The organism is Kitasatospora sp. NPDC032150, from assembly GCF_055579945.1.
The window spans coordinates 55,363-73,161 of record NZ_JBVIMH010000005.1 but is presented as its reverse complement, the minus strand read 5'-3'; the positions used below and the strand labels follow the sequence as shown (position 1 = coordinate 73,161).

15 protein-coding genes and 1 pseudogene are annotated in these 17,799 nt (G+C 70.2%); 8 read left to right on the top strand and 8 right to left on the bottom strand.

All coding sequences use genetic code 11. The annotated features are described in order from the left end of the window. Positions 1-177 precede the first annotated feature (177 nt). Together ACZ5ON_RS08410 and ACZ5ON_RS08405 are read left to right on the top strand one after the other, a co-directional pair. On the top strand, positions 178-1,146 hold the full coding sequence (locus ACZ5ON_RS08410) for a GlxA family transcriptional regulator (protein WP_465587391.1): 969 nt from the start codon (positions 178-180) through the stop codon (positions 1,144-1,146). A 202-nt stretch (positions 1,147-1,348) separates the two neighbouring features. Then, the gene (locus ACZ5ON_RS08405; protein ID WP_465587388.1) at positions 1,349-1,897 is read left to right on the top strand and encodes a GNAT family N-acetyltransferase; all 549 of its coding nucleotides are present in this window, start codon (positions 1,349-1,351) and stop codon (positions 1,895-1,897) included. Positions 1,898-1,998: 101 nt separating this feature from the next. On the opposite strand, the gene ACZ5ON_RS08400 is transcribed toward ACZ5ON_RS08405, so the two are convergent. Both ACZ5ON_RS08400 and ACZ5ON_RS08395 read right to left on the bottom strand, forming a co-directional pair. Next, positions 1,999-2,322: a DUF1330 domain-containing protein gene (locus ACZ5ON_RS08400; protein WP_465587385.1), complete on the bottom strand. Its 324-nt coding sequence runs from the start codon at positions 2,320-2,322 to the stop codon at positions 1,999-2,001. A 406-nt stretch (positions 2,323-2,728) separates the two neighbouring features. Then, a complete protein-coding gene (locus ACZ5ON_RS08395) occupies positions 2,729-3,745 on the bottom strand; it encodes an alpha/beta hydrolase (RefSeq protein WP_465587382.1) in 1,017 nt (338 codons plus the stop codon). A gap of 339 nt (positions 3,746-4,084) precedes the next feature. Between ACZ5ON_RS08395 and ACZ5ON_RS08390 the strand changes: the two genes are divergently transcribed. Continuing rightward, a complete protein-coding gene (locus tag ACZ5ON_RS08390; protein ID WP_465587379.1) occupies positions 4,085-4,381 on the top strand; it encodes a hypothetical protein in 297 nt (98 codons plus the stop codon). A 138-nt stretch (positions 4,382-4,519) separates the two neighbouring features. Beyond that, positions 4,520-4,711, top strand: a pseudogene (locus tag ACZ5ON_RS08385) (aldo/keto reductase); the annotation flags it as partial. A 187-nt stretch (positions 4,712-4,898) separates the two neighbouring features. On the opposite strand, the gene ACZ5ON_RS08380 reads toward ACZ5ON_RS08385, so the two are convergent. From ACZ5ON_RS08380 to ACZ5ON_RS08365, 4 genes are read right to left on the bottom strand one after another with little or no spacing between them, the layout of a single operon-like run. Next, positions 4,899-6,047, bottom strand: a complete 1,149-nt coding sequence (locus ACZ5ON_RS08380; RefSeq protein ID WP_465587376.1) for a hypothetical protein — start codon at positions 6,045-6,047, stop codon at positions 4,899-4,901. Continuing rightward, positions 6,044-7,666: a hypothetical protein gene (locus tag ACZ5ON_RS08375; protein ID WP_465587373.1), complete on the bottom strand. Its 1,623-nt coding sequence runs from the start codon at positions 7,664-7,666 to the stop codon at positions 6,044-6,046. Before ACZ5ON_RS08375 ends, ACZ5ON_RS08380 begins: the two co-directional genes overlap by 4 nt. Positions 7,667-7,704: 38 nt before the next feature. Further along, a complete protein-coding gene (locus ACZ5ON_RS08370) occupies positions 7,705-7,950 on the bottom strand; it encodes a hypothetical protein (protein ID WP_465587370.1) in 246 nt (81 codons plus the stop codon). After that, positions 7,947-8,303, bottom strand: coding sequence for a winged helix-turn-helix transcriptional regulator (locus ACZ5ON_RS08365; protein WP_465587365.1), 357 nt, complete (start codon positions 8,301-8,303; stop codon positions 7,947-7,949). Before ACZ5ON_RS08365 ends, ACZ5ON_RS08370 begins: the two co-directional genes overlap by 4 nt. Before the next feature lie 95 nt (positions 8,304-8,398). Between ACZ5ON_RS08365 and ACZ5ON_RS08360 the strand changes: the two genes are divergently transcribed. Beyond that, positions 8,399-9,049, top strand: a complete 651-nt coding sequence (locus tag ACZ5ON_RS08360; protein WP_465587362.1) for an FMN-dependent NADH-azoreductase — start codon at positions 8,399-8,401, stop codon at positions 9,047-9,049. 357 nt (positions 9,050-9,406) lie between these two features. Further along, on the top strand, positions 9,407-10,462 hold the full coding sequence (locus ACZ5ON_RS08355; protein WP_465587359.1) for an NAD(P)-dependent oxidoreductase: 1,056 nt from the start codon (positions 9,407-9,409) through the stop codon (positions 10,460-10,462). Positions 10,463-10,657: 195 nt separating this feature from the next. On the opposite strand, the gene ACZ5ON_RS08350 is transcribed toward ACZ5ON_RS08355, so the two are convergent. After that, complete coding sequence (locus ACZ5ON_RS08350) at positions 10,658-10,969, bottom strand: hypothetical protein (protein WP_465587356.1); 312 nt, start codon at positions 10,967-10,969, stop codon at positions 10,658-10,660. 544 nt (positions 10,970-11,513) lie between these two features. Here ACZ5ON_RS08350 and ACZ5ON_RS08345 point away from each other — a divergent pair. Together ACZ5ON_RS08345 and ACZ5ON_RS08340 are read left to right on the top strand one after the other, a co-directional pair. After that, positions 11,514-12,470 (top strand): MerR family transcriptional regulator, encoded by a 957-nt coding sequence (locus tag ACZ5ON_RS08345; protein WP_465587353.1) that lies wholly within the window; start codon positions 11,514-11,516, stop codon positions 12,468-12,470. 671 nt (positions 12,471-13,141) lie between these two features. Further along, entirely contained in the window at positions 13,142-15,553 is a 2,412-nt protein-coding gene (locus tag ACZ5ON_RS08340) for an ATP-binding cassette domain-containing protein (RefSeq protein WP_465587350.1), read from the top strand. Positions 15,554-15,823: 270 nt separating this feature from the next. Here the strand turns inward: ACZ5ON_RS08340 and ACZ5ON_RS08335 are convergent, their stop codons facing one another. Beyond that, positions 15,824-17,440 carry an alpha/beta hydrolase gene (locus tag ACZ5ON_RS08335; protein WP_465587346.1) on the bottom strand — a complete coding sequence of 539 codons (1,617 nt, stop codon included), beginning with the start codon at positions 17,438-17,440 and terminating at the stop codon, positions 15,824-15,826. Positions 17,441-17,799: the final 359 nt, after the last annotated feature.

Genomic DNA, 17,799 nt, shown 5'->3' with positions numbered 1-17,799 from the left:
CCCCTCTTGGGCGTTTTGGGGGAGGCCTTTGCGAGGGCCAAACAGCCCGGTTTTCGCGTTGGTTTTTTCCTTCCTTTTTTTTTGTGTTGCCCCCTTTTCGCCGGCCCCCCACGAAGCTACGGGCCGTACGCCCCCCGGGGCAGTGGCGTGTCCGGCAGATTCGATACCGTTTCCGCCATGCGTGTCGCTGTGCTGGTGCTTGAGGGCGTGTTCGATTCCGGGTTGGCTGCCGTCCTGGACGTGCTGAGTTGCGCGAACGAGCTGCGAGAGCGGCTGCCCAAGCCGCCACCGTCCTGGCAGGTCACCAAGGTCGGTTTCACCGGCACGGTCCGCACCGGTGCCGGGCACCTGGTCGAGGTGGCCCCGGTCGAGCAGGCCGCCGACTGCGACCTGCTGCTCGTCCCGGCGGTGTCCGAACGCCGGCCCGAGGAGCTGGTGCGCTGGGCGGCCGGAGACGACGCGGCCCGGGCGCGCGAGCTGCTGGCCGACCTCCGCGCCCGACGTACCCCCGTCGCCTCCGCCTGCGCGGGTACCTTCCTGCTCGCGGAGGCCGGCATCCTGGACGGCCTGCGAGCCACCACCACCTGGTGGCTCGCCCCGCTGTTCCGCAGCCGGTACCCGAAGGTGACCCTCGACCAGCAGCGCATGGTGACCAGCTGTGACGGCATCACGACCGCAGGTGCGGCCTTCGGGCACGTCGACCTCGCGCTGACCCTGGTCCGCCGGCGCAGCCCGGCCCTGAGCGACCTGGTCGCCAACTACCTCGTCATCGACGAACGTCCCTCCCAGGCAGCTCACACGATGACCGCCACCCTCGCCGAGAGCGACCCGACGGTCGCCGCCTTCGAACGCTGGGTCCGCGACCACCTCCACGAACCCCTGGCCATCAAGGACGCGGCCGACGCCCTCGGTGTCAGTGAACGCACCCTCCAACGCACCACCCGCGCCGTCCTGGGCACCTCACCGGTGCGTTTCGTCCAGGACCTCCGGATCGAACAGGCCGTCCACCTGCTGCGCACCACGGCCCAGCCGATCGACGCCATCGCCCATCGCGTCGGCTACGAGAACGCCAACACCCTGGGCATCCTGCTGCGAGAGCGCACCGGCCGCACCGCCGGCCAGCACCGTCGCAGCCACCACCACTGACCGGGCGACGGTCGGTAGGGGGTGGAGACGGCTGCCCTGCCGGCGGGCGGCCGGCGCCTGTCCGGTGCCGGTACTCAGGGGCCTGCCCATCTCCGGCGTCGCGTACATGAGAAAACCGTTGGCAGGCGGCCTACCGCTGGCTGTTGGATCTCCGATGTCGGTACTGCTGCCCGCTGCGGGCGAACGGAGGAGCGGCGATCGGATGACTGTCACGTACGAGCGGCTCGACACCGAGGCGGACGCCGACCGGCTGGTGGCGTTCCTGACCGGTGAGGTGTGGCCCTTCCATGCCTTCGCCTCGCTGACCGAGGAGATCGTCCGGACGAAGCTGGCGGAGGGGTACTACGGCGGCGAGTCGACCCGGAGCTTCTGGATCAGCGAGGACGGCGAGCGAGTCGGCCTGATCCGGCTGGAGGACCTCGACGACGACACACCCCTCTTCGATCTGCGGATCGGCGCCGCGCACCGGGGCCGTGGCCTGGGCGGCCGGGCACTCCAATGGCTGACCGGTTACGTCTTCTCGGAGTTCCCCGACGTCACGCGGATCGAGGGCACCACGCGCCAGGACAACGAGTCGATGCGGCGGGTGTTCCGCGGCTGCGGCTACGTCAAGGAGGCGCACCACCGCGAGGCCTGGCCCGACCACGACGGCGCGCTGTACGACTCGATCGGCTACGGCATCCTGCGGCGGGACTGGCTCACCGGTTCGCGGACCGAGGTGCGCTGGGACGACGAACCGAACGGTCGTTGAGCTGTCGACCGGCGGACCGGCCGAACGCCCCGATGTGCGAGACGACTTGACTCATGGAACGGAATCACCACAGTCGAGCCTCGTACAGCGACAGCTCAGTGTCACTTGTGGAGCGCATCCGCGCCGTTGTAGCCCACCGGTAGGCCGTCGGCGAAGAACACGTCCGCGGTCATGTGGTCGGTGCGCAGTCTGAGGATCGCCTGATACGCGGGCGAGTCGTACCAGGCGCGTACCTGGTCGCGGTCGGGGAACTCGATGACGATCAGGTCGCCGGTCCAACCGCCCTCGATCGCTTCGACATTGCCGCCGTGCACCAGGAAACGGCCGCCGAACGGTTCCAGGGTGGCGTCGATCCGCTCGAGGTACTCCACGATGTCGGGGCCGAACTCGACCTGGTGGACGATGGCGACGGCGTAGGCGGGCATGGCGACCTCCGGTAGTCCTGGCTGATGGGCGGGCCCGGGGGCGAGAGCGGATCCGCGCTCGTTCCCCGTCACGTCATCGACGGTATGCCGGTGCACCCGAGCGGCGAATCAGTCACCTATCAGTCGTCGACTCCGAGACTCCGAATGTCGACTGCCCGGCCCCACAGCACGGCTTGCCGAGGCTGTGGGCAGGGCTGGTCCGCTTGCTGCCCCCGGCTCTACCCACAGCCCGTGGCCCGCTCGGTTGTTGGCAGAGCCGTGTGAAGCGGGTTGTGGGTTGTGGGGCTGGTACGGCTGCCGTCCTTCACCGGCAGGCTTGCTTGTTCCGCCCGCGTCCTCCGCGCCAACGTCCCGATCGAGCAGAGCAGTCGACCTTCCCGGCCATGACCGTCGAGCCGGAGGAGCTTCAACGTGCGACGATCCGCCGGAGCCAGCGGGAGCGGGCGTCGCGGGCATCCTGGCTGAGGACGGCCTGCGGTGCGAGAGTGTCGAATCCGTGGAAGGCGCCGGGCCATACGTGCAGTTCGGCCCCGCCGCCGGCCTGCCAGATCGCGTTGGCATAGGCCACGGCCTCGTCCCTGAAGGACTCGGCCGACCCGACCTCGATGTAGGCCAGGGGCAGCTCGGACAGATCCGTGGCGCGAGCAGGGGCCGCGTAGGGTGGCAGGTCAGCAGCCCCGTACAGGTCGCCCAGCAGTGCCTGCCACGCGGTCGCGTTGGAGGTCCGGTCCCAGGTGTCGCGGCCGGCCATCTGGTGGCTGGAGAAGGTGTCGTTGCGGTCGTCGAGCATCGGGCTCAGGAGCAGTTGACCGATCGGAACCGGCCCGCCGCGGTCGCGGGTCAGCAGGGCGAGTGCTGCGGCGAGTCCACCGCCGGCACTCTTCCCTCCGACGGTGATGCGGTCCGCGTCGACGCCCAGTCGGGCCGCGTGATCAGCCGCCCAGACGAGTCCGGCATAGCAGTCCTCCACGGGTATGGGGTACTGAGCCTGCGGCGCCAGTCGGTACTCGACGGAGATGACGGCGAGTTGCAGCGGGAGAGCCCATTCGCGAAGCAGGCGCGGAAGGACGGACCATGCATTGCCCGTGATCATCCCGCCGCCGTGCATGTAGTACAGGAGCGGCAGGGGCCCGGCGATCCCGGCGGGCCGTGCGCTGACGAGCCTGACCTCGCTCCCGTCCCGTCCCGGCGCACGCAACTCCTCCACCTCGAACCGGCCGTCGGCCTGGAGCTCCCGAACCGTCGGTCTGGGCCGGGCCACAGCATCCCGCTCCTGCCTGGCAGTGAGGCCCTCCGGGGTGACGGGCTCCTTCGCCTCCTCTCCCATGGCCGCCAGTACGGCCCGCAGCTCCGGGTCGAAGGGGGGTGCGTGCCGAGCCATCGACGCAGGGCCGTGCTCCGGCGGCATTCCAGCAACACCCATGACAGGACCTCCTCTTGGTCGAGGGACGCCGGGCGGCATCCGGACCAGGACAGCTTGTCAGGCCGACCGCGCCCTTGCGGAACGCGGTCTCCAAGCTGCCGCCCGTGACTCGCCGGAACCACCGCGACCCGTGACCGTCCGTACTGCCTCCGGCTGGTCACCATCGTTGCTCCGCAGGCCACTTCGGAAGCGGCTCGACCGGGCGTCACCGGCTCGTGGATCACCTGAACAGCCGTGAGCGCCGAGCAACGATGTTGCCGTCCACCACAGCGATCGGTCTCAAGTCGCCCCCCGCTGATGCCGATGGAGGAACGACTTCCCAAGTGAGAGGTGTCGTCCATGAAGCGAGTCATCCTTGCGGTGCTCACCGCCGCTCTGGCGGTCGGCCTGTTCGGTGCGGTCACCCCCCCGACTGCCGCCCACGCCGTCGACCGCGACTGCATCCCGGGAGCTCCGCCCACCCACGTGGGTGAGCCGCGCAAGTGCCTCTGGGACGGTGGCAGCACCGGTGACGGCTACCGGGACGAGGAAACCTGCGAGGCCGCCGCCGACCGCTACAACGACCAGGATCCCGATCGCAGCTACCAGTGCGAGGACGTCTTCGGGAACAGCCGGTACTGGGTCGTCCGGTCCTGAGAAGCGGAGCCGAGCCTCAAGGCACCGAGGTTCGGTCCGTGCGGAGCGAACCGAGGGAGCTGGCGCCGGCCGGTATGCGCGGGTTGCCAGCTCCGCCGGACCGCAGGATCGGCTGAATGATCGCCGAGGAGGCCGGAGATCGCCCGCGCACACGCTGCGGCACCCGCGCAGGTCCGGTTGGCCTGGACGTTGCACCGTGGGCCGCATGTGCTGGCGATCCCGGGCACCTCCAAGCCGGACCACCTGGCGGAGAACCTCGCCGCCGGTGCGCTGGGGCTCTCCCAGACGGAACTGGACCGCCTGCAGGCCGTCCCGCAGGACGACGCCTGACGGGGGTCGTCGAAAGGCGGGAGTGACGCGCCGGCTCTGCCGCGTGGGCCGGTGCGCAGCCTCACCCGTCGAAGGTGACGGCGGCGCACCCGGCCAATGCGGGTCGGGCGGGGGAGACCGGCCGGGAGGTGGGACCTCGGACGGCCGGGCCACCCGCGCGTGCGAGCAACTGCCCGGGACGAGGGGGTCAGCGGCGACGGGTGCGGGAGGCGGGGTGCGGGGCGGCGTGGTAGCCGTGGGAGGAGAGCGAGCTGATGTGTCTGGCGGCCTCGGCCGGTCCGGCCGGGGCGGTGGCCAGTTGCAGGCACGCGGTCTTCGGCGGGGTGGTGCTCTGGCCGAAGCGGCAGGCGACCGCGGTCAGTCTGATGGTGATGTAGTCGGCGATCTGCGCACCGTACTGGATGGGGGTGCCGTTGACGGTGATGTCGCCCACGGTGAAGCCCTTGTCCCGGGGCACCTCGTAGACGAACCGCACCGGGTGGGACTCGTCGCCGCGCTGGCGGGTCCAGTAGCTCTTGGGGTCGGAGCCGTCCGGGGTGGCCCAGCCGTCGGTCTTCAGGTCGTCGAAGTAGAGGCCGACCGGGTCGGCGAGGGCGATGTCGGCCTTCTGACGGGCGAGGGCGTTAACCGCCCCGCCGATGTGCGGGTCGCTGTTGCGTTCCGGCTCTCCGTACCGGCTGCACTGGATGAGGTCCTGGTCGGTGGTCAGTTCCGTGCCGTTGATGTTCCGTACGATGGTGGCCGCGGCGGCGAGTTCGATCTCGGCACCGAGGGTGTTGTTGGCCTGGATCAGGTGCATGGCGCCGTGGCTCGTGGAGTCGTTCCACTGGTTGCGCGGCTGGTAGGTGCCGGTGGCGCCGAAGAGGTCGCCGTGCTTCACATCGGGGCTGATGTGGGTCTGGTAGAGCTGGAGGACCTTGGCCGGGTCGGACTGCGCGAGGAGGCTCCAGTACTCCGGGCCCTCGCAGGTGAACATCACTTTGGTGATCTTCCCCGAGGCGGGATCGCGGGTGACGCTCCACTCGCAGTACTCGTCCTGGACGTCCCGGCTGGCATCGGCGCGCTGCCACCGCTGGATGTCGCTGAGCGAGTGGACCTTGATCCGGCGGGGGAAGGCCGTCCAGGTGACCGTGGCCGGTTGGGCGTCGGCGGCGGTGTCCGTCTTGACGAGGTCGTAGAACTGGCTGCGGGGGCTGTCGTTGAGGACCTGCGAGGGATCGGGCCCCTTGATCGCCTGGTCGACACTGTCGCCGATGAACGTGTTCCAGGCCTTCAGCCCGGTGTCGTCGAGATCGTCGAGATTTCCGGGCGGGCCGTAGGAGTTGATGGTGCTCAAGAGGGATCCTTCCCTGAAGGGGGACCGGCGGGCGGAGTTTCGCCCGGGGCGCGGGACGGCTGGGACGGCCTGGGGGCGACGGTGCCGTCCTCGAGCATCTGGAGACCGGACGCGTCCGGGGGGATGTTGGTGACCGGCAGGGTGAGTTCGAACTCGTTGAGCCGCATCGACCTGAAGTCGCGGCGGCGGGACTCGGCCAGCCGCACGTAGTCGTCGAAGCCGGCCGAGGTGCGGATCAGCTTCGCGACCCGGCCTTGAGCGGGCAGGTTCGCGGCGGCTTGGGAGATCGCCTGGACGATGTGGTCCTGCAGGGCCGTGACAGCGGTCGGCGTGCTGGGCACGTGGGCCATCAGCTGTGCCCGGGCCGGGCTGAACACCGGGTTGGTGAAGTCGAGCATGAGCGCGCAGGCGGCGAACTTGGCGGTGATGACGCCCTGCCGCACCAGCTGCCGCACCACGTCGTTGTCCTCGTAGGCGGCCTCCGGCACCACGAAGGCGAAGAAGGTGTCGCCGGGCTGGGAGAACCCGCTCGCCTTCTCCTCCAGGTGGAATCCGAAGGCGGACAGGCCGGCGACGTAGAGGGCGGCGGGCGCCATGGGCAGGGCGGAACTCACGGGGAGGGCGAGGTCGTCAAGCAGGGCGTCCTTGTTCAACCAGAAACCCGCCGGCAGCGCCAGGTCCCCGCCGGACGCCGTGATCACCGAACTCTGGGTCGCCGAACTCGCCAGGTTCACCGTGGTACTCGTGAACAGATGGCGCATCAGATGGTCGGGCTGCGCCACGCTGCCGCCTCGGGTGACGGCGGCCAGGCGCGCGGTCGTCCAACGGCTGATGAGCGAGCGGACGGTGAGTTCGAGACTCTCCCCGCCGATGACCTGCTGGTACAGCGGATTGCCGCGGAGCTGGTCGTCCGGGGCGAGCTGGATCGTCGCGGCCTGGGACTGCCAGTTGATCCAGGGAAGCTTCAACTCCTTCATCACCACACTGCCGTTGATGTGGCTGTCGAAGCACCCGTTCCCACGGGAACCGGAGGCCAGGGCCGACCAAGAGTTGCCCGCCCAGACCCAGGCCGGACTGATCCGCATGTAGTAGTTGAAGACCCCGGCGGCCTGGTCCCAGGCGGCGACCTGGAGGAAGGTCGTCGCGGGGTCGCTGTCGGCTCCGGTGCTGATCAGCAGGTCCACCTCCCGGCCCTGAACGGCGCGGGTGATGGCGAACCGCAGGTCACGCGGCAGGTCGACCCCGGGAGGGATCTGCCCGGCCTCGCTGATCAGGTAGACGGACTGGGGCGCCGCGGCCGTCGGCTGCGGAAGGCCGGCGAGGAGGTCCTGGACCGTCATCGGGTACTTGTTCTGCTGGAAGAAGACCGTGGCCATCGGGTCGCGCAGCTCCTGCAGCTCCTGAGCATCGAGCGGGCGCGCCTGCTGATCGATGCCGGAGACGTAGCGGTACAGCGTTGCCGCCCCGGCCGCCATGGAGCCGGGATCACCGATCGCGGCCAGCACGGCATGCCTGGTGGCGGCCCCGACCACCGGATCCCGGGCGGAATCCCCCGAGTCGCCAGCGCCCGGGCGCAGCAGCCAGGCGGTCGCCCGTCGGCGCTCTCGGAAGTCATCCACCGATTCCGCCCTTCGTCAGCGAACTCTCGCCAGCGAGGCTAGACGTGAGCCATCCGTAGGGCTGGATCCTGCTCGGCGTGCCTTCGGGCGTCACCCGCGCGCACCGGAGCCCGGGCTGCCTTCAGCGCAGGGCCGCGCCCGAGCGGGAGCTGGCGGCAGGCGGTGTCCTCGGCCGCTTCGGCCGGCCCGACTACGACGGTGCGCCGGCCGTCGGCTCCGCCCGGCCACTGCTCCGCCGGGGCGACGGCGGCGACGAGGTCGCACAGCTGCAGCAGGCGGCTCATGCCTCGCGCAGGCAGGGTCCGCCGCCGTTCAGATGCTCGGCCGCCCAGCGCCCCAGCTCCACCAGGGCGGGTTCCAGCGCCCTCCCCGATTCGGTCAGCCGGTAGGAGACCCGCAGCGGCGGTCCGGCGTCCACCTCCCGCAGGACCAGGCCCGCCGTGCCGAGTTCGGTGAGCCGGTCCGACAGCATGCGTTCGCTGATGCCCGGGATGGCCCGCCGCAGGTCGGCGAAGTGTGCGGGGCCCGGGAGCAGTGTGGCGACGATCAGGCCCGTCCAGCGCTTGCCGAAGAGCTGGAAGACGCGCGTCACGCCTTCGTCGACTGTTCTGCAGGCCTGCTCGCTGTGGTTCGGCATGTACTCCAGGGTAGTCGCCGTGCAGAGCTGCAAAAAAGTAAGTGACTGTGTTATCAATAGCTACGTAAGATCCTTCCGAAACGCCGGAGCTTCCCATGGCCACCCTGCTGCACCTCGACTCCTCCGCCCTCTCCCACGGCTCCGCCTCGCGCGAGGTGACGGCCACCTTCCGCAAGGCGTGGGAGGAGCAGCACCCCGAGGGCAAGGTCGTGTACCGCGATCTCGCCGCCGAGCCGCTGCCGCACCTCTCCGCCGCCGGCATCACCGCAGCTTTCACCGACCCGGCCGACCAGACGGAGGAGCAGAAGGCCGCCCTCGCCCTGCGTACCGAGCTGGTCGAGGAGCTGGAGGCGGCGGACGCGGTGCTCATCGGCGCTCCCATGTACAACTTCACGATCCCCTCCAGCCTCAAGGCCTGGCTGGACCAGGTGATCATCATGGGCCGCACCGGCGGCGAGAACTCCACCGTCGCCGGCAAGCCGGTCACCGTAGTCGCCAGCCGCGGCGGCGCCTACGGGCCGGGCACCCCGCGTGAGGGCTTCGAGTTCGCGGCCAACTACCTGGAGAAGGTGCTGAGCGGCCTGCTCGGCCTCGAGGTGGTCGACGTCATCGTGCCCGAGCTGACCCTGGCCCGTACCGTCCCGGCGATGGCCGACCTGGTCGGAGCGGCCGACGCCTCCCGAGCCCAGGCCCACGAGGCGGCCGCCGCCACGGCGAAGGAGCTGGCGGCCCGCCTCTCCGCCTGATCGGCGCTCCGGGATTTCGTGCGGACCTCCAGCCGAGTCACTCGGCTGGAGGGCACCGCCGAACTGACCGGCTGCCGCTGCGTACGGATGTGGTGGTCGAGGAACGGCCCCTGGGGCGGGGCGGAGGACTCAAGCTGGCGGCCACCCTGGCGATCCTCTTCCGAGCGTCAGTTGTGGTCGACGAGTTCGCGTTCGATGTCGTCCAGGTCGTGTGGCGTGTTGATGGCGGGCCCCGGCCGGTGAGGGTGAACCCGCACTGTCTCCTGCTCTCCGGAGGGCGGCGGTGCAACGGCTTGGCGTCCATTTGCCGCCGGCCCCGGATCCCGTAAGGTCCGCAGGCAGGGACAGGGGGGACTCATGGAGACGCGGGTACTGCTGCTCGACGCGGCTCCCGGGCAGCTGCTCGATCGTGAGCTGGAGCGCCTGTTGGCGCACGGGTTGGCCGTCACGCTCAACCTGCGGCGGGTGGCCGACCAGGCGAGCGCGCGGGCGGCATGGACGGGCCGGGTGGACTTCACCGATCTCGACGCCTTCGACGAGCCGGCCCTGATCGCCGGGATCGTCCGGGACGGACGCGGCTACCACGCGGTCAAGTCGCGTGCGGGCATCCCGTTGCGGGCGGGCCTCCTCGCGGCGGCGACCGATCCCGCACTGGCCAACCGGCTCCGGGTGATCGGCCGGGCCGGTGCGGGCACCGACCACGTCGACCTGGCCGCCGCAGCCCGCCATGGTGTCACCGTCACCCACACCCCGGGCTCCAACGCGAACGCGGTCGCGGAGTTCGCCCTGGCCCAGCTGCTCGCCCTGACCCGGAACCTGCCGGCGCACAACGAGGCCGCACAACGCGGCCGCTGGAGCACACCGTCCACTCCCGCGGTCGAGCTTTCGGAACTGACCCTGGGAATCGTGGGGTTGGGGCGGATCGGCCTGGCCCTGGCAGACCGGGCAGCGGCCCTGGGCATGACCGTCCAGGGCTTCTCACGGCATCCGAGCGGTGCGCCGGTGCGCCGGGCCGAGTCCCTCGGCACCCTCCTGGGCACCAGCGACGTGGTGTCGCTGCACCTGCCGCTCACCCCGCAGACCCGTGGGCTGATCGGCCGGAAGGAACTGGCGCTGATGAAGCCGGGATCGGTCCTGCTGAACACTTCCCGGGGCGGGATCGTCGACGAGCAGGCACTCGCCGACGCACTGCGCGCCCCAGCACATCCGCTGGCAGCCGCCGCCGTCGACACCTTCGCCCACGAGCACGCCGCCTTCGCCTCACCACTCTTCGGTCTCCCCAACGCCCTGCTCACCCCGCACATCGCCGGCATGACCAGAAGCGCCATGGCCGAAGCCGCCCTCCGCTGCGCCGACCACCTGGCCTCGCTGCTCGCGGGCCGCCCTGACGGCATCCCCGTGGTGACACCGTGACACCGTGACACCGGCAGTCGACGGCGGCGGCCGGCGGTCCGCCTGTCGCCGGCAAGTCCTTGCAACGTGCGGGAATTGACGGAGAAGCCCGCACTCCCGACCGACGCGGACGATCTCGCACACGTCGAGCGTGATCGGGGAAGGCGGCACCGTGCAGGCATCGGGCAACACCGGCATCTGCCTGGCCGCGTCGCGCTACCCGAGCTTGGTGCGGGCGCCGGCAGGTCTGACGCGGCCCCGGCTGGTGCGTGCGGGGCGGGACGGGCGCCGGTCGGGGCGGCTCCCGGTGCTCTCCGTACGGCTTGCAACCGCGGCCCGCATCGCCCGTACCGCCATGATCACGGCGACGGCGGCGAGTTCAGCAGGCTCCTCAATGCCCTGCTCGGCCATCACGGCCCGGCAGACGGAGCACCAGACGCTGCTCGCGGCCGTGCCGTCCCCGTACCGCAGGCCGTCGGGTGGCAGGTAGGCGATCGCGCACTCCTGGCAGACGAAGACGAGCCTCATCCCGTCACCACCCCGGCTCCTCCACATGTGGTGCACGGCGACCAGTAGCGGTTCTCCCGGGCCACCGTGTTCCCCTGCTCGTCGCGTTCGTAGGTGTGCTGCACCTTCTCAGTGCCTCTCTGGCCCGCGCAGGCCGGGCAGGGCCGTGGTTCTGACATCGCGATACCTCCTGCACTGACAGTAGCGGTCCGTGTGCAAGATCAGGAGTGGTCCAGCATTTCACCCGAGCGGGCAGATGTGCCGGGAGCGGCGTCGACGGTTCACGGAGAGGGAGAGGCCATGCCCGTTGCGGTTGCTGCCAACTCCCCTTCACCCCGTAGGACATCAGTCCCGGCGGGCCCGGCTCTGCGCGGCCGCCGCTGACCGGATTCCGATCGGGGCCGGACTGCTCCAGGGAAGGCTACGCCGAGGACGCCGCCGCGCTCATCGCCCACCCCGGCCTGAGCCCGTTGTCCTGAAGTAGTTCCAGCACGCGTAGCCCAGGAAGCGGGGCGCTTGACCTTGCCCCCGAGGGCAAGGTTTAGGTTCCTTCGCGGGTGATGACGTGAAGATCAGTGAAGTCGCGCGACGCGCAGGTGTGACGGCGAAGACGGTTCGCTACTACGAGGCTGTGGGGTTGATAAGGCCTGCCCGGCTCGTCAACGGCTACCGGGACTACTCCGAGCATGACGCCCGGATGGTGGCCGAAGCCCGAGCGCTGAACCGACTGGGGATCCCGGTCGAGCGGACACGCCCGTTTCTCGAATGCCTGGCCGCGGGCCGGGACCACGCGGACGACTGCCCGTCCTCGTTGGCCGGCTACCGGGATGCCATCGAAGACCTGACCCTGCGGATCGAGGCACTGACCGCCCGTCGGGCGGTGCTGGTCCGGCATCTGCGGGACGCCGCCTACCGCAACAGCAGCGCCGGTCGCCCCGGCGAGAAGGAGGACACCGTGAGTGACCCGAGCCGGCTTCCCGCAGGCCTGCCAGTCCCCGACGACGACGGCGCCGCCGACCATCTCGCGGGCTCGACGGTGCCCGATCTCGACCTCCCGAGTACCGCCGGTGGCACCGTCGCGCTGCATGCGCTGGGCGAGGGCCGTTCCGTCGTCTACTGCTATCCGCTCACGGGCCGGCCCGACCGGGACATGCCGGACGGCTGGGACAACATCCCCGGGGCGCGCGGATGCACTGCGGAGGCATGCGACTTCCGCGACCACCATGACGACCTGATCGCCGTCGGAGCAGCCCGCGTGTTCGGCCTGTCCAGCCAGGAGACCGGATACCAGCAGGAGGTGGTCGGCCGTCTCCGGCTGCCCTTCGCGATGCTCTCGGACACCGGTCTCCGTCTCGCTGCGACGATCGGGCTGCCCACCTTCGAAGCCGGAGGAGAGACGCTCTACAGGCGCACCACGCTGATCATCCGTGACGGCGTGATCGAGCACGTCTTCTATCCGATCTTCCCGCCGAACGAGCACGCCGGACAGGTGCTGCGCTGGCTGAAGGACAATCCGGCCTGACCGGGGCCGTGCGCGGGACGGCCCGCCGCCAGGCTGCGGTGCGGGGCACCCGGCCGAGGCGGTGGGCTTCCGCGCGGCTCGGTCCCGTCGCCTGGGCCCAGGGCCCAGGAGCGGGCGAGCGGTCCGATGGAAGCTCATCGCTGTTCGGTTGTCGCGATCGCTCTTCGCAGGGTCTGCCGGGCCTGGGCCAACTCACCGGCGCGCCGGTGAGTTGGGTGAGCTGGGCGAGTTGGGCGAGCTGGGTGCGGAACGTCCCGGAGAACCATGCGCTGCAGTGGGAGCAAGGTGACCGGTCCGTCGCGTAGACTGCTTCGACCCGCATGCGTCGGTCACGCCGTACCGCTGGTTCCGAATCCTCCCGCGCCGCAACCGCGCTTGGCACGAGGTGAACGAGACGCCCGGCGGCGAGCCGAGTCGCGGCCTCCGCTGGTCGGTCCGGCGCCCCGGCCCGGGCGCGGGTCGCGCCATGGCCAAGGACGGCACGCGCCGATTCCCGTGGTCCCCCGCGCCGAGCGTGACCCCGGTCGGCATCGCCGATCGGGTGGACAGCTACCGTGGCCGCGACCGCGCCGACGGAGGAGAACCGGCCGTGCTGCTCGACGCCGGTCGGGTCGAGCCAGGTGACGCCGACGGAGACCGCGCAGGCGGCCCGCCTCACAGACGGAGAGACGATGAGCATGCCCACGAGGACGGACACGCCCGCGCCGCACGCCGCCGACAGCCATGAGGTGATCCGCGTGCACGGCGCGCGTGAGAACAACCTCAAGGACGTCAGCGTCGAGATCCCGAAGCGCCGGCTGACGGTGTTCACCGGCGTCTCCGGCTCGGGCAAGAGCTCCCTGGTGTTCGACACGATCGCCGCGGAGTCGCAGCGGCTGATCAACGAGACCTACAGCGCCTTCGTACAGGGCTTCATGCCGACGCTGGCGCGGCCCGAGGTCGACGTACTCGAAGGGCTGACGACCGCGATCATCGTCGACCAGCAGCGGATGGGCGCCGACCCCCGCTCCACGGTCGGCACCGTCACCGACGCCAACGCGATGCTGCGCATCCTCTTCAGCCGGCTCGGGCAGCCGCACATCGGCTCGCCCAGCGCGTACGCCTTCAACGTCCCCTCGGTCCGGGCGAGCGGTGCGATCACCGTCGAGCGCGGTGCCCGCAAGGCCGTGAAGGCGACCTTCTCCCGCACCGGCGGCATGTGTCCGCGCTGCGAAGGCCGGGGCGCGGTCTCCGACCTCGATCTCGCCCAGCTCTACGACGACTCCAAGTCGCTCACCGAGGGCGCGCTCACCGTTCCCGGTTACAAGGCGGGCGGCTGGAACTACCGGCTCTACAGCGAGTCGGGCTTCTACGACCCGGACAAGCCGATCCGCGAGTACACCAAGAGGGAGCTGCACGACTTCCTCCACCGCGAGCCGACCAGGATGAAGATCGCGGGCATCAACATGACGTACGAGGGGCTGGTCCCGCGGATCCAGAAGTCGATGCTCGCCAAGGACCGGGAGGGGATGCAGCCGCACATCCGGGAGTTCGTGGACCGGGCGGTCACCTTCGCCACCTGCCCCGACTGCGACGGCACCCGGCTCAGCGAGGGCGCCCGGTCGTCGAAGATCGACGGGATCAGCATCGCCGACGCGTGCGCGATGCAGATCAGCGACCTGGCCGAATGGATCCGCGGCCTGGACGAGCCCTCCCCGAGCTCTTCGAGCAGGGGATACCCCATGGTGGCGCCGCTGCTCGCGAAGCTGCGGCACAGCCTCGACTCGTTCGTGGAGATCGGGCTCGGCTACCTCTCGCTCGACCGGCCGTCGGGCACGCTCTCGGGCGGTGAGGCACAGCGCGTCAAGATGGTGCGCCACCTCGGCTCCTCGCTCACCGACGTCACCTACGTCTTCGACGAGCCCACCACGGGCCTGCACCCCCACGACATCCAGCGGATGAACGACCTGCTGCTGCGACTGCGGGACAAGGGCAACACCGTGCTCGTCGTGGAGCACAAGCCGGAGGTGATCGCGATCGCCGACCATGTCGTGGACCTCGGCCCGGGTGCCGGCAGCGCGGGCGGCACCGTCTGCTTCGAGGGCACCGTCGAGGGGCTGCGGGCCGCCGGCACCATCACCGGCCGCCACCTCGACGACCGGGCCGCCCTCAAGAAGACGGTGCGCAAGCCCACCGGCACATTTGCGATCCGCGGTGCGACGACGCACAACCTGCGCGACGTCGACGTCGACATCCCACTCGGGGTGCTTGCCGTCGTCACCGGTGTCGCCGGCTCCGGCAAGAGCTCGCTGGTCCACGGCTCGATCCCCGTAGGCGCGGAGGTGGTGTCGATCGACCAGAGCGCGATCCGCGGCTCCCGACGGAGCAACCCGGCGACGTACACCGGGCTGCTCGACCCGATCCGCAAGGCGTTCGCGAAGGCCAACGGCGTGAAGCCGGCGCTGTTCAGCGCCAACTCCGAGGGCGCCTGCTCCAACTGCAACGGCATCGGTGTCGTCTACACCGACCTGGCGATGATGGCCGGCGTCGCCAGCACCTGCGAGGAGTGCGAGGGGAAGGGCTTCGACGCATCGGTGCTGGAGTACCACCTCGGCGGCCGCGACATCAGCGAGGTGCTCGCGATGCCGGTGACCGAGGCCGAGGAGTTCTTCGGCGCCGGCGAGGCGCGCACGCCGGCCGCACACCGCATCCTCGGCCGGCTGGGCGACGTCGGGCTCGGCTACCTCACGCTCGGCCAGCCGCTCACCACGCTCTCCGGCGGTGAGCGGCAGCGGCTCAAGCTGGCCACCCGGATGGCCGAGAAGGGCGGCGTCTACATCCTTGACGAGCCGACCGCCGGCCTGCACCTCGCCGACGTCGAGCAACTGCTCGGCCTGCTCGACCGGCTGGTCGACTCCGGCAAGTCGGTCATCGTCGTCGAGCACCACCAGGCCGTGATGGCGCACGCCGACTGGATCATCGACCTCGGCCCCGGTGCCGGCCACGACGGCGGCCGGGTCGTCTTCGAGGGCACACCCGCGGACCTCGTCGCCGCCCGCTCCACCCTCACCGGCGAGCACCTCGCGGCCTACGTCGGTGCCTGACGGAGCATCCGGTGCCCCACCGGGCCACCACGGGCCCGCTGTTTCGGCACCGAATTTCCTAACACTCATGCGCGTCACCTTTCGATCGTGTTGCGTGACGCGCCTCGGTGCTCTGTTTCCGGGCTACGCTCGGGCCGAAGACATGTCAAGCTGCGCTGTCTGCCCCACCTACTGTCAGTACCGAACTCGAAGAGCAGGGTGTCCAAGCCGCTCGAGATGGTCGGCGGCCGTCGGCTGGGTGCCAACGGCCGCCGGGCTGTGGCTGGTTGGTTACCGGAGGACGCCGTGGACGGCCTCGGGGTCGGTGGGCGGCAGGGGGCCGGTGGTGGTGGCGGATTTGGCGGTGAGGGTCGGGGTCACGTAGACGGGGGTGGGCTCGGGTTCGGGGGCGCAGTTCTTGGCGATGCGGCCGTTGCCCTGGGGCAGGCTGCCGTCGCGGAGGTAGGCGGTGAAGGTGTCGTCCAGGCAGGCGTTGCCGTGGAAGAGGATCTCGTGGAAGCTGCCGCCTGTCTGGACCACCAGCTTGGAGCCGGGCAGTGCGTCGTGCATGGCGAGCCCGCCCTGGTACGGGGTGGCGGCGTCCTCGGTGGCCTGGAAGAGCAGGACGGGCGGCAGGCCCTTGCCGGTGATCTTCGTCCGACCGGCCGGGTTGCCCTGGTACGGCCAGAACATGCAGGCTGCGTTGTACCACATGTTGTTGTAGGCGTAGAAGGGTGCGGTGGCGTTGACCTTGGCCTGGTCCTTCTTCCAGAACTCCCAGTCACGCGGCCAGGCGTTCTCGGTGCACTGCGCGGCGTTGTACGCCGGGAAGGTGCCGTCGTCGGCGCCGGGCGCCGCGTAGCGGTTGTAGGCGATGTTGAGCGGCCGGGTGTCGTGCTGGGTGAGGTAGGCCGAGAGCACGGTGGCCATCCGGGGCCAGCGTAGGAAGTTGTAGCCGCCGCCGTAGAAGGTGTCCTCGAACTCGGCCGGGCCGATCCTGCCCGGGGCCGGGGTGGCGTCCACCGGGCTGGTCCGCAGGGCGGCCTCGACCTGGTGGTAAGCCTTCTCGACCGCGGCGGCGTCCGTGCCCAGGTGGTAGACCGAGTCGGCCTTGGCCGTCCAGGCCGCGAAGGCGTCGAAGCGGCGCTGGTGCTCCTTGTCCTGCAGGACGTTGTGGTCGTACCAGCTGATGGTCGGGCCGACGATGCTGTCCAGCACCATCCGCCGGACGTGTGAGGGGAAGAGCTGGCCGTACGTGGAGCCCAGCGAGGTGCCCCAGGAGCCGCCGTAGAAGTTGATCTTCGGCACGCCGAGTGCCCGCCGGATGCTGTCCATGTCGCGCGCGTTGTCGACGGTCGTCATGTGCGGCAGAAGCCAGGACCAGTCGGCCGCGCAGTCGGCGGCGTACCCGGCCGCCTTCGCCAGCCAGGCCTTCGAAGTGCCCTGGCTCACCTGGTAGTCGGGCCGCTCGGCGTCGAAGTAGTGGGCGTCGCAGACGACATGGGGATCGCTGCCGTTGGTGCCGCGCGGGTCGAAGCCGATCCAGTCGTAGGTCGAGGCGACGTCCTTCGGAATCTGCCCGGAGATGTAGGCGGGCATCCAGAGGCCGGAGTCCCCGGGGCCGCCGGGGTTGAGCAGGATCGGGCCCTGCTGCTTGGCCTTGGGCGCGGTGGCGGGGAGCCGGTTCACCTTGATCGTGATCTTCGGGCCGTGCGGGTGGGCGTAGTCCACCGGAACGTCGAGCATCGCGCACTGCAGCGCGGGCGTGGTGTTGTCGTTGCAGGAGCTCCAGATGAGCTTCCCCTGCCCGGTGTCCTCGGGCGCGGCATCGTCGGACGCGGCGGCGGACGCTCCACTGAGGGCGGCGACGGCCGCGGCTGCCGAGAGCAGGGCGATGACTTTTCTCATGGGGAGCATGATGTGATATGTGCAATGTTACATCCAGAGAGCTGACTGGACGTTATCAAGCTGTGACTGCGGCGGAGTTGGTGCCTGCCGAGACCGGCGGTCGAAGTCGGGGCAAGCCACCCTTGCGGTCAATCGCCCGGCAGACAACGCGAGTTCAGCGGGATCCGGTCAGGAATCCGGTGGCTCGAGCCAGTCACCGGACGGCGTCGGCACGAACACCTGACAATGGCTACCGTGACCAGTCCGGCGCGGGGTCGGTGGCGAGGAGCGGTCGGATGGCGCCCAGTAATACTCGGCTGGCCGCACTGGTTCCAGGTGGTCCTGATGGTGACCGAACTCGGCCTGCCGCCGGTCTACTT

Bases quoted from the DNA above. Each gene is read 5' to 3' on its own strand.
- ACZ5ON_RS08335 (WP_465587346.1), bottom strand. From the start codon at position 17,440: ATGAGAAAAGTCATCGCCCTGCTCTCGGCAGCCGCGGCCGTCGCCGCC.
- ACZ5ON_RS08365 (WP_465587365.1), bottom strand. From the start codon at position 8,303: ATGCCGAACCACAGCGAGCAGGCCTGCAGAACAGTCGACGAAGGCGTG.
- ACZ5ON_RS08340 (WP_465587350.1), top strand. From the start codon at position 13,142: ATGAGCATGCCCACGAGGACGGACACGCCCGCGCCGCACGCCGCCGAC.
- ACZ5ON_RS08400 (WP_465587385.1), bottom strand. From the start codon at position 2,322: ATGCCCGCCTACGCCGTCGCCATCGTCCACCAGGTCGAGTTCGGCCCC.
- ACZ5ON_RS08355 (WP_465587359.1), top strand. From the start codon at position 9,407: ATGGAGACGCGGGTACTGCTGCTCGACGCGGCTCCCGGGCAGCTGCTC.
- ACZ5ON_RS08370 (WP_465587370.1), bottom strand. From the start codon at position 7,950: ATGAGCCGCCTGCTGCAGCTGTGCGACCTCGTCGCCGCCGTCGCCCCG.
- ACZ5ON_RS08410 (WP_465587391.1), top strand. From the start codon at position 178: ATGCGTGTCGCTGTGCTGGTGCTTGAGGGCGTGTTCGATTCCGGGTTG.
- ACZ5ON_RS08390 (WP_465587379.1), top strand. From the start codon at position 4,085: ATGAAGCGAGTCATCCTTGCGGTGCTCACCGCCGCTCTGGCGGTCGGC.
- ACZ5ON_RS08405 (WP_465587388.1), top strand. From the start codon at position 1,349: ATGACTGTCACGTACGAGCGGCTCGACACCGAGGCGGACGCCGACCGG.
- ACZ5ON_RS08395 (WP_465587382.1), bottom strand. From the start codon at position 3,745: ATGGGTGTTGCTGGAATGCCGCCGGAGCACGGCCCTGCGTCGATGGCT.
- ACZ5ON_RS08360 (WP_465587362.1), top strand. From the start codon at position 8,399: ATGGCCACCCTGCTGCACCTCGACTCCTCCGCCCTCTCCCACGGCTCC.
- ACZ5ON_RS08350 (WP_465587356.1), bottom strand. From the start codon at position 10,969: ATGAGGCTCGTCTTCGTCTGCCAGGAGTGCGCGATCGCCTACCTGCCA.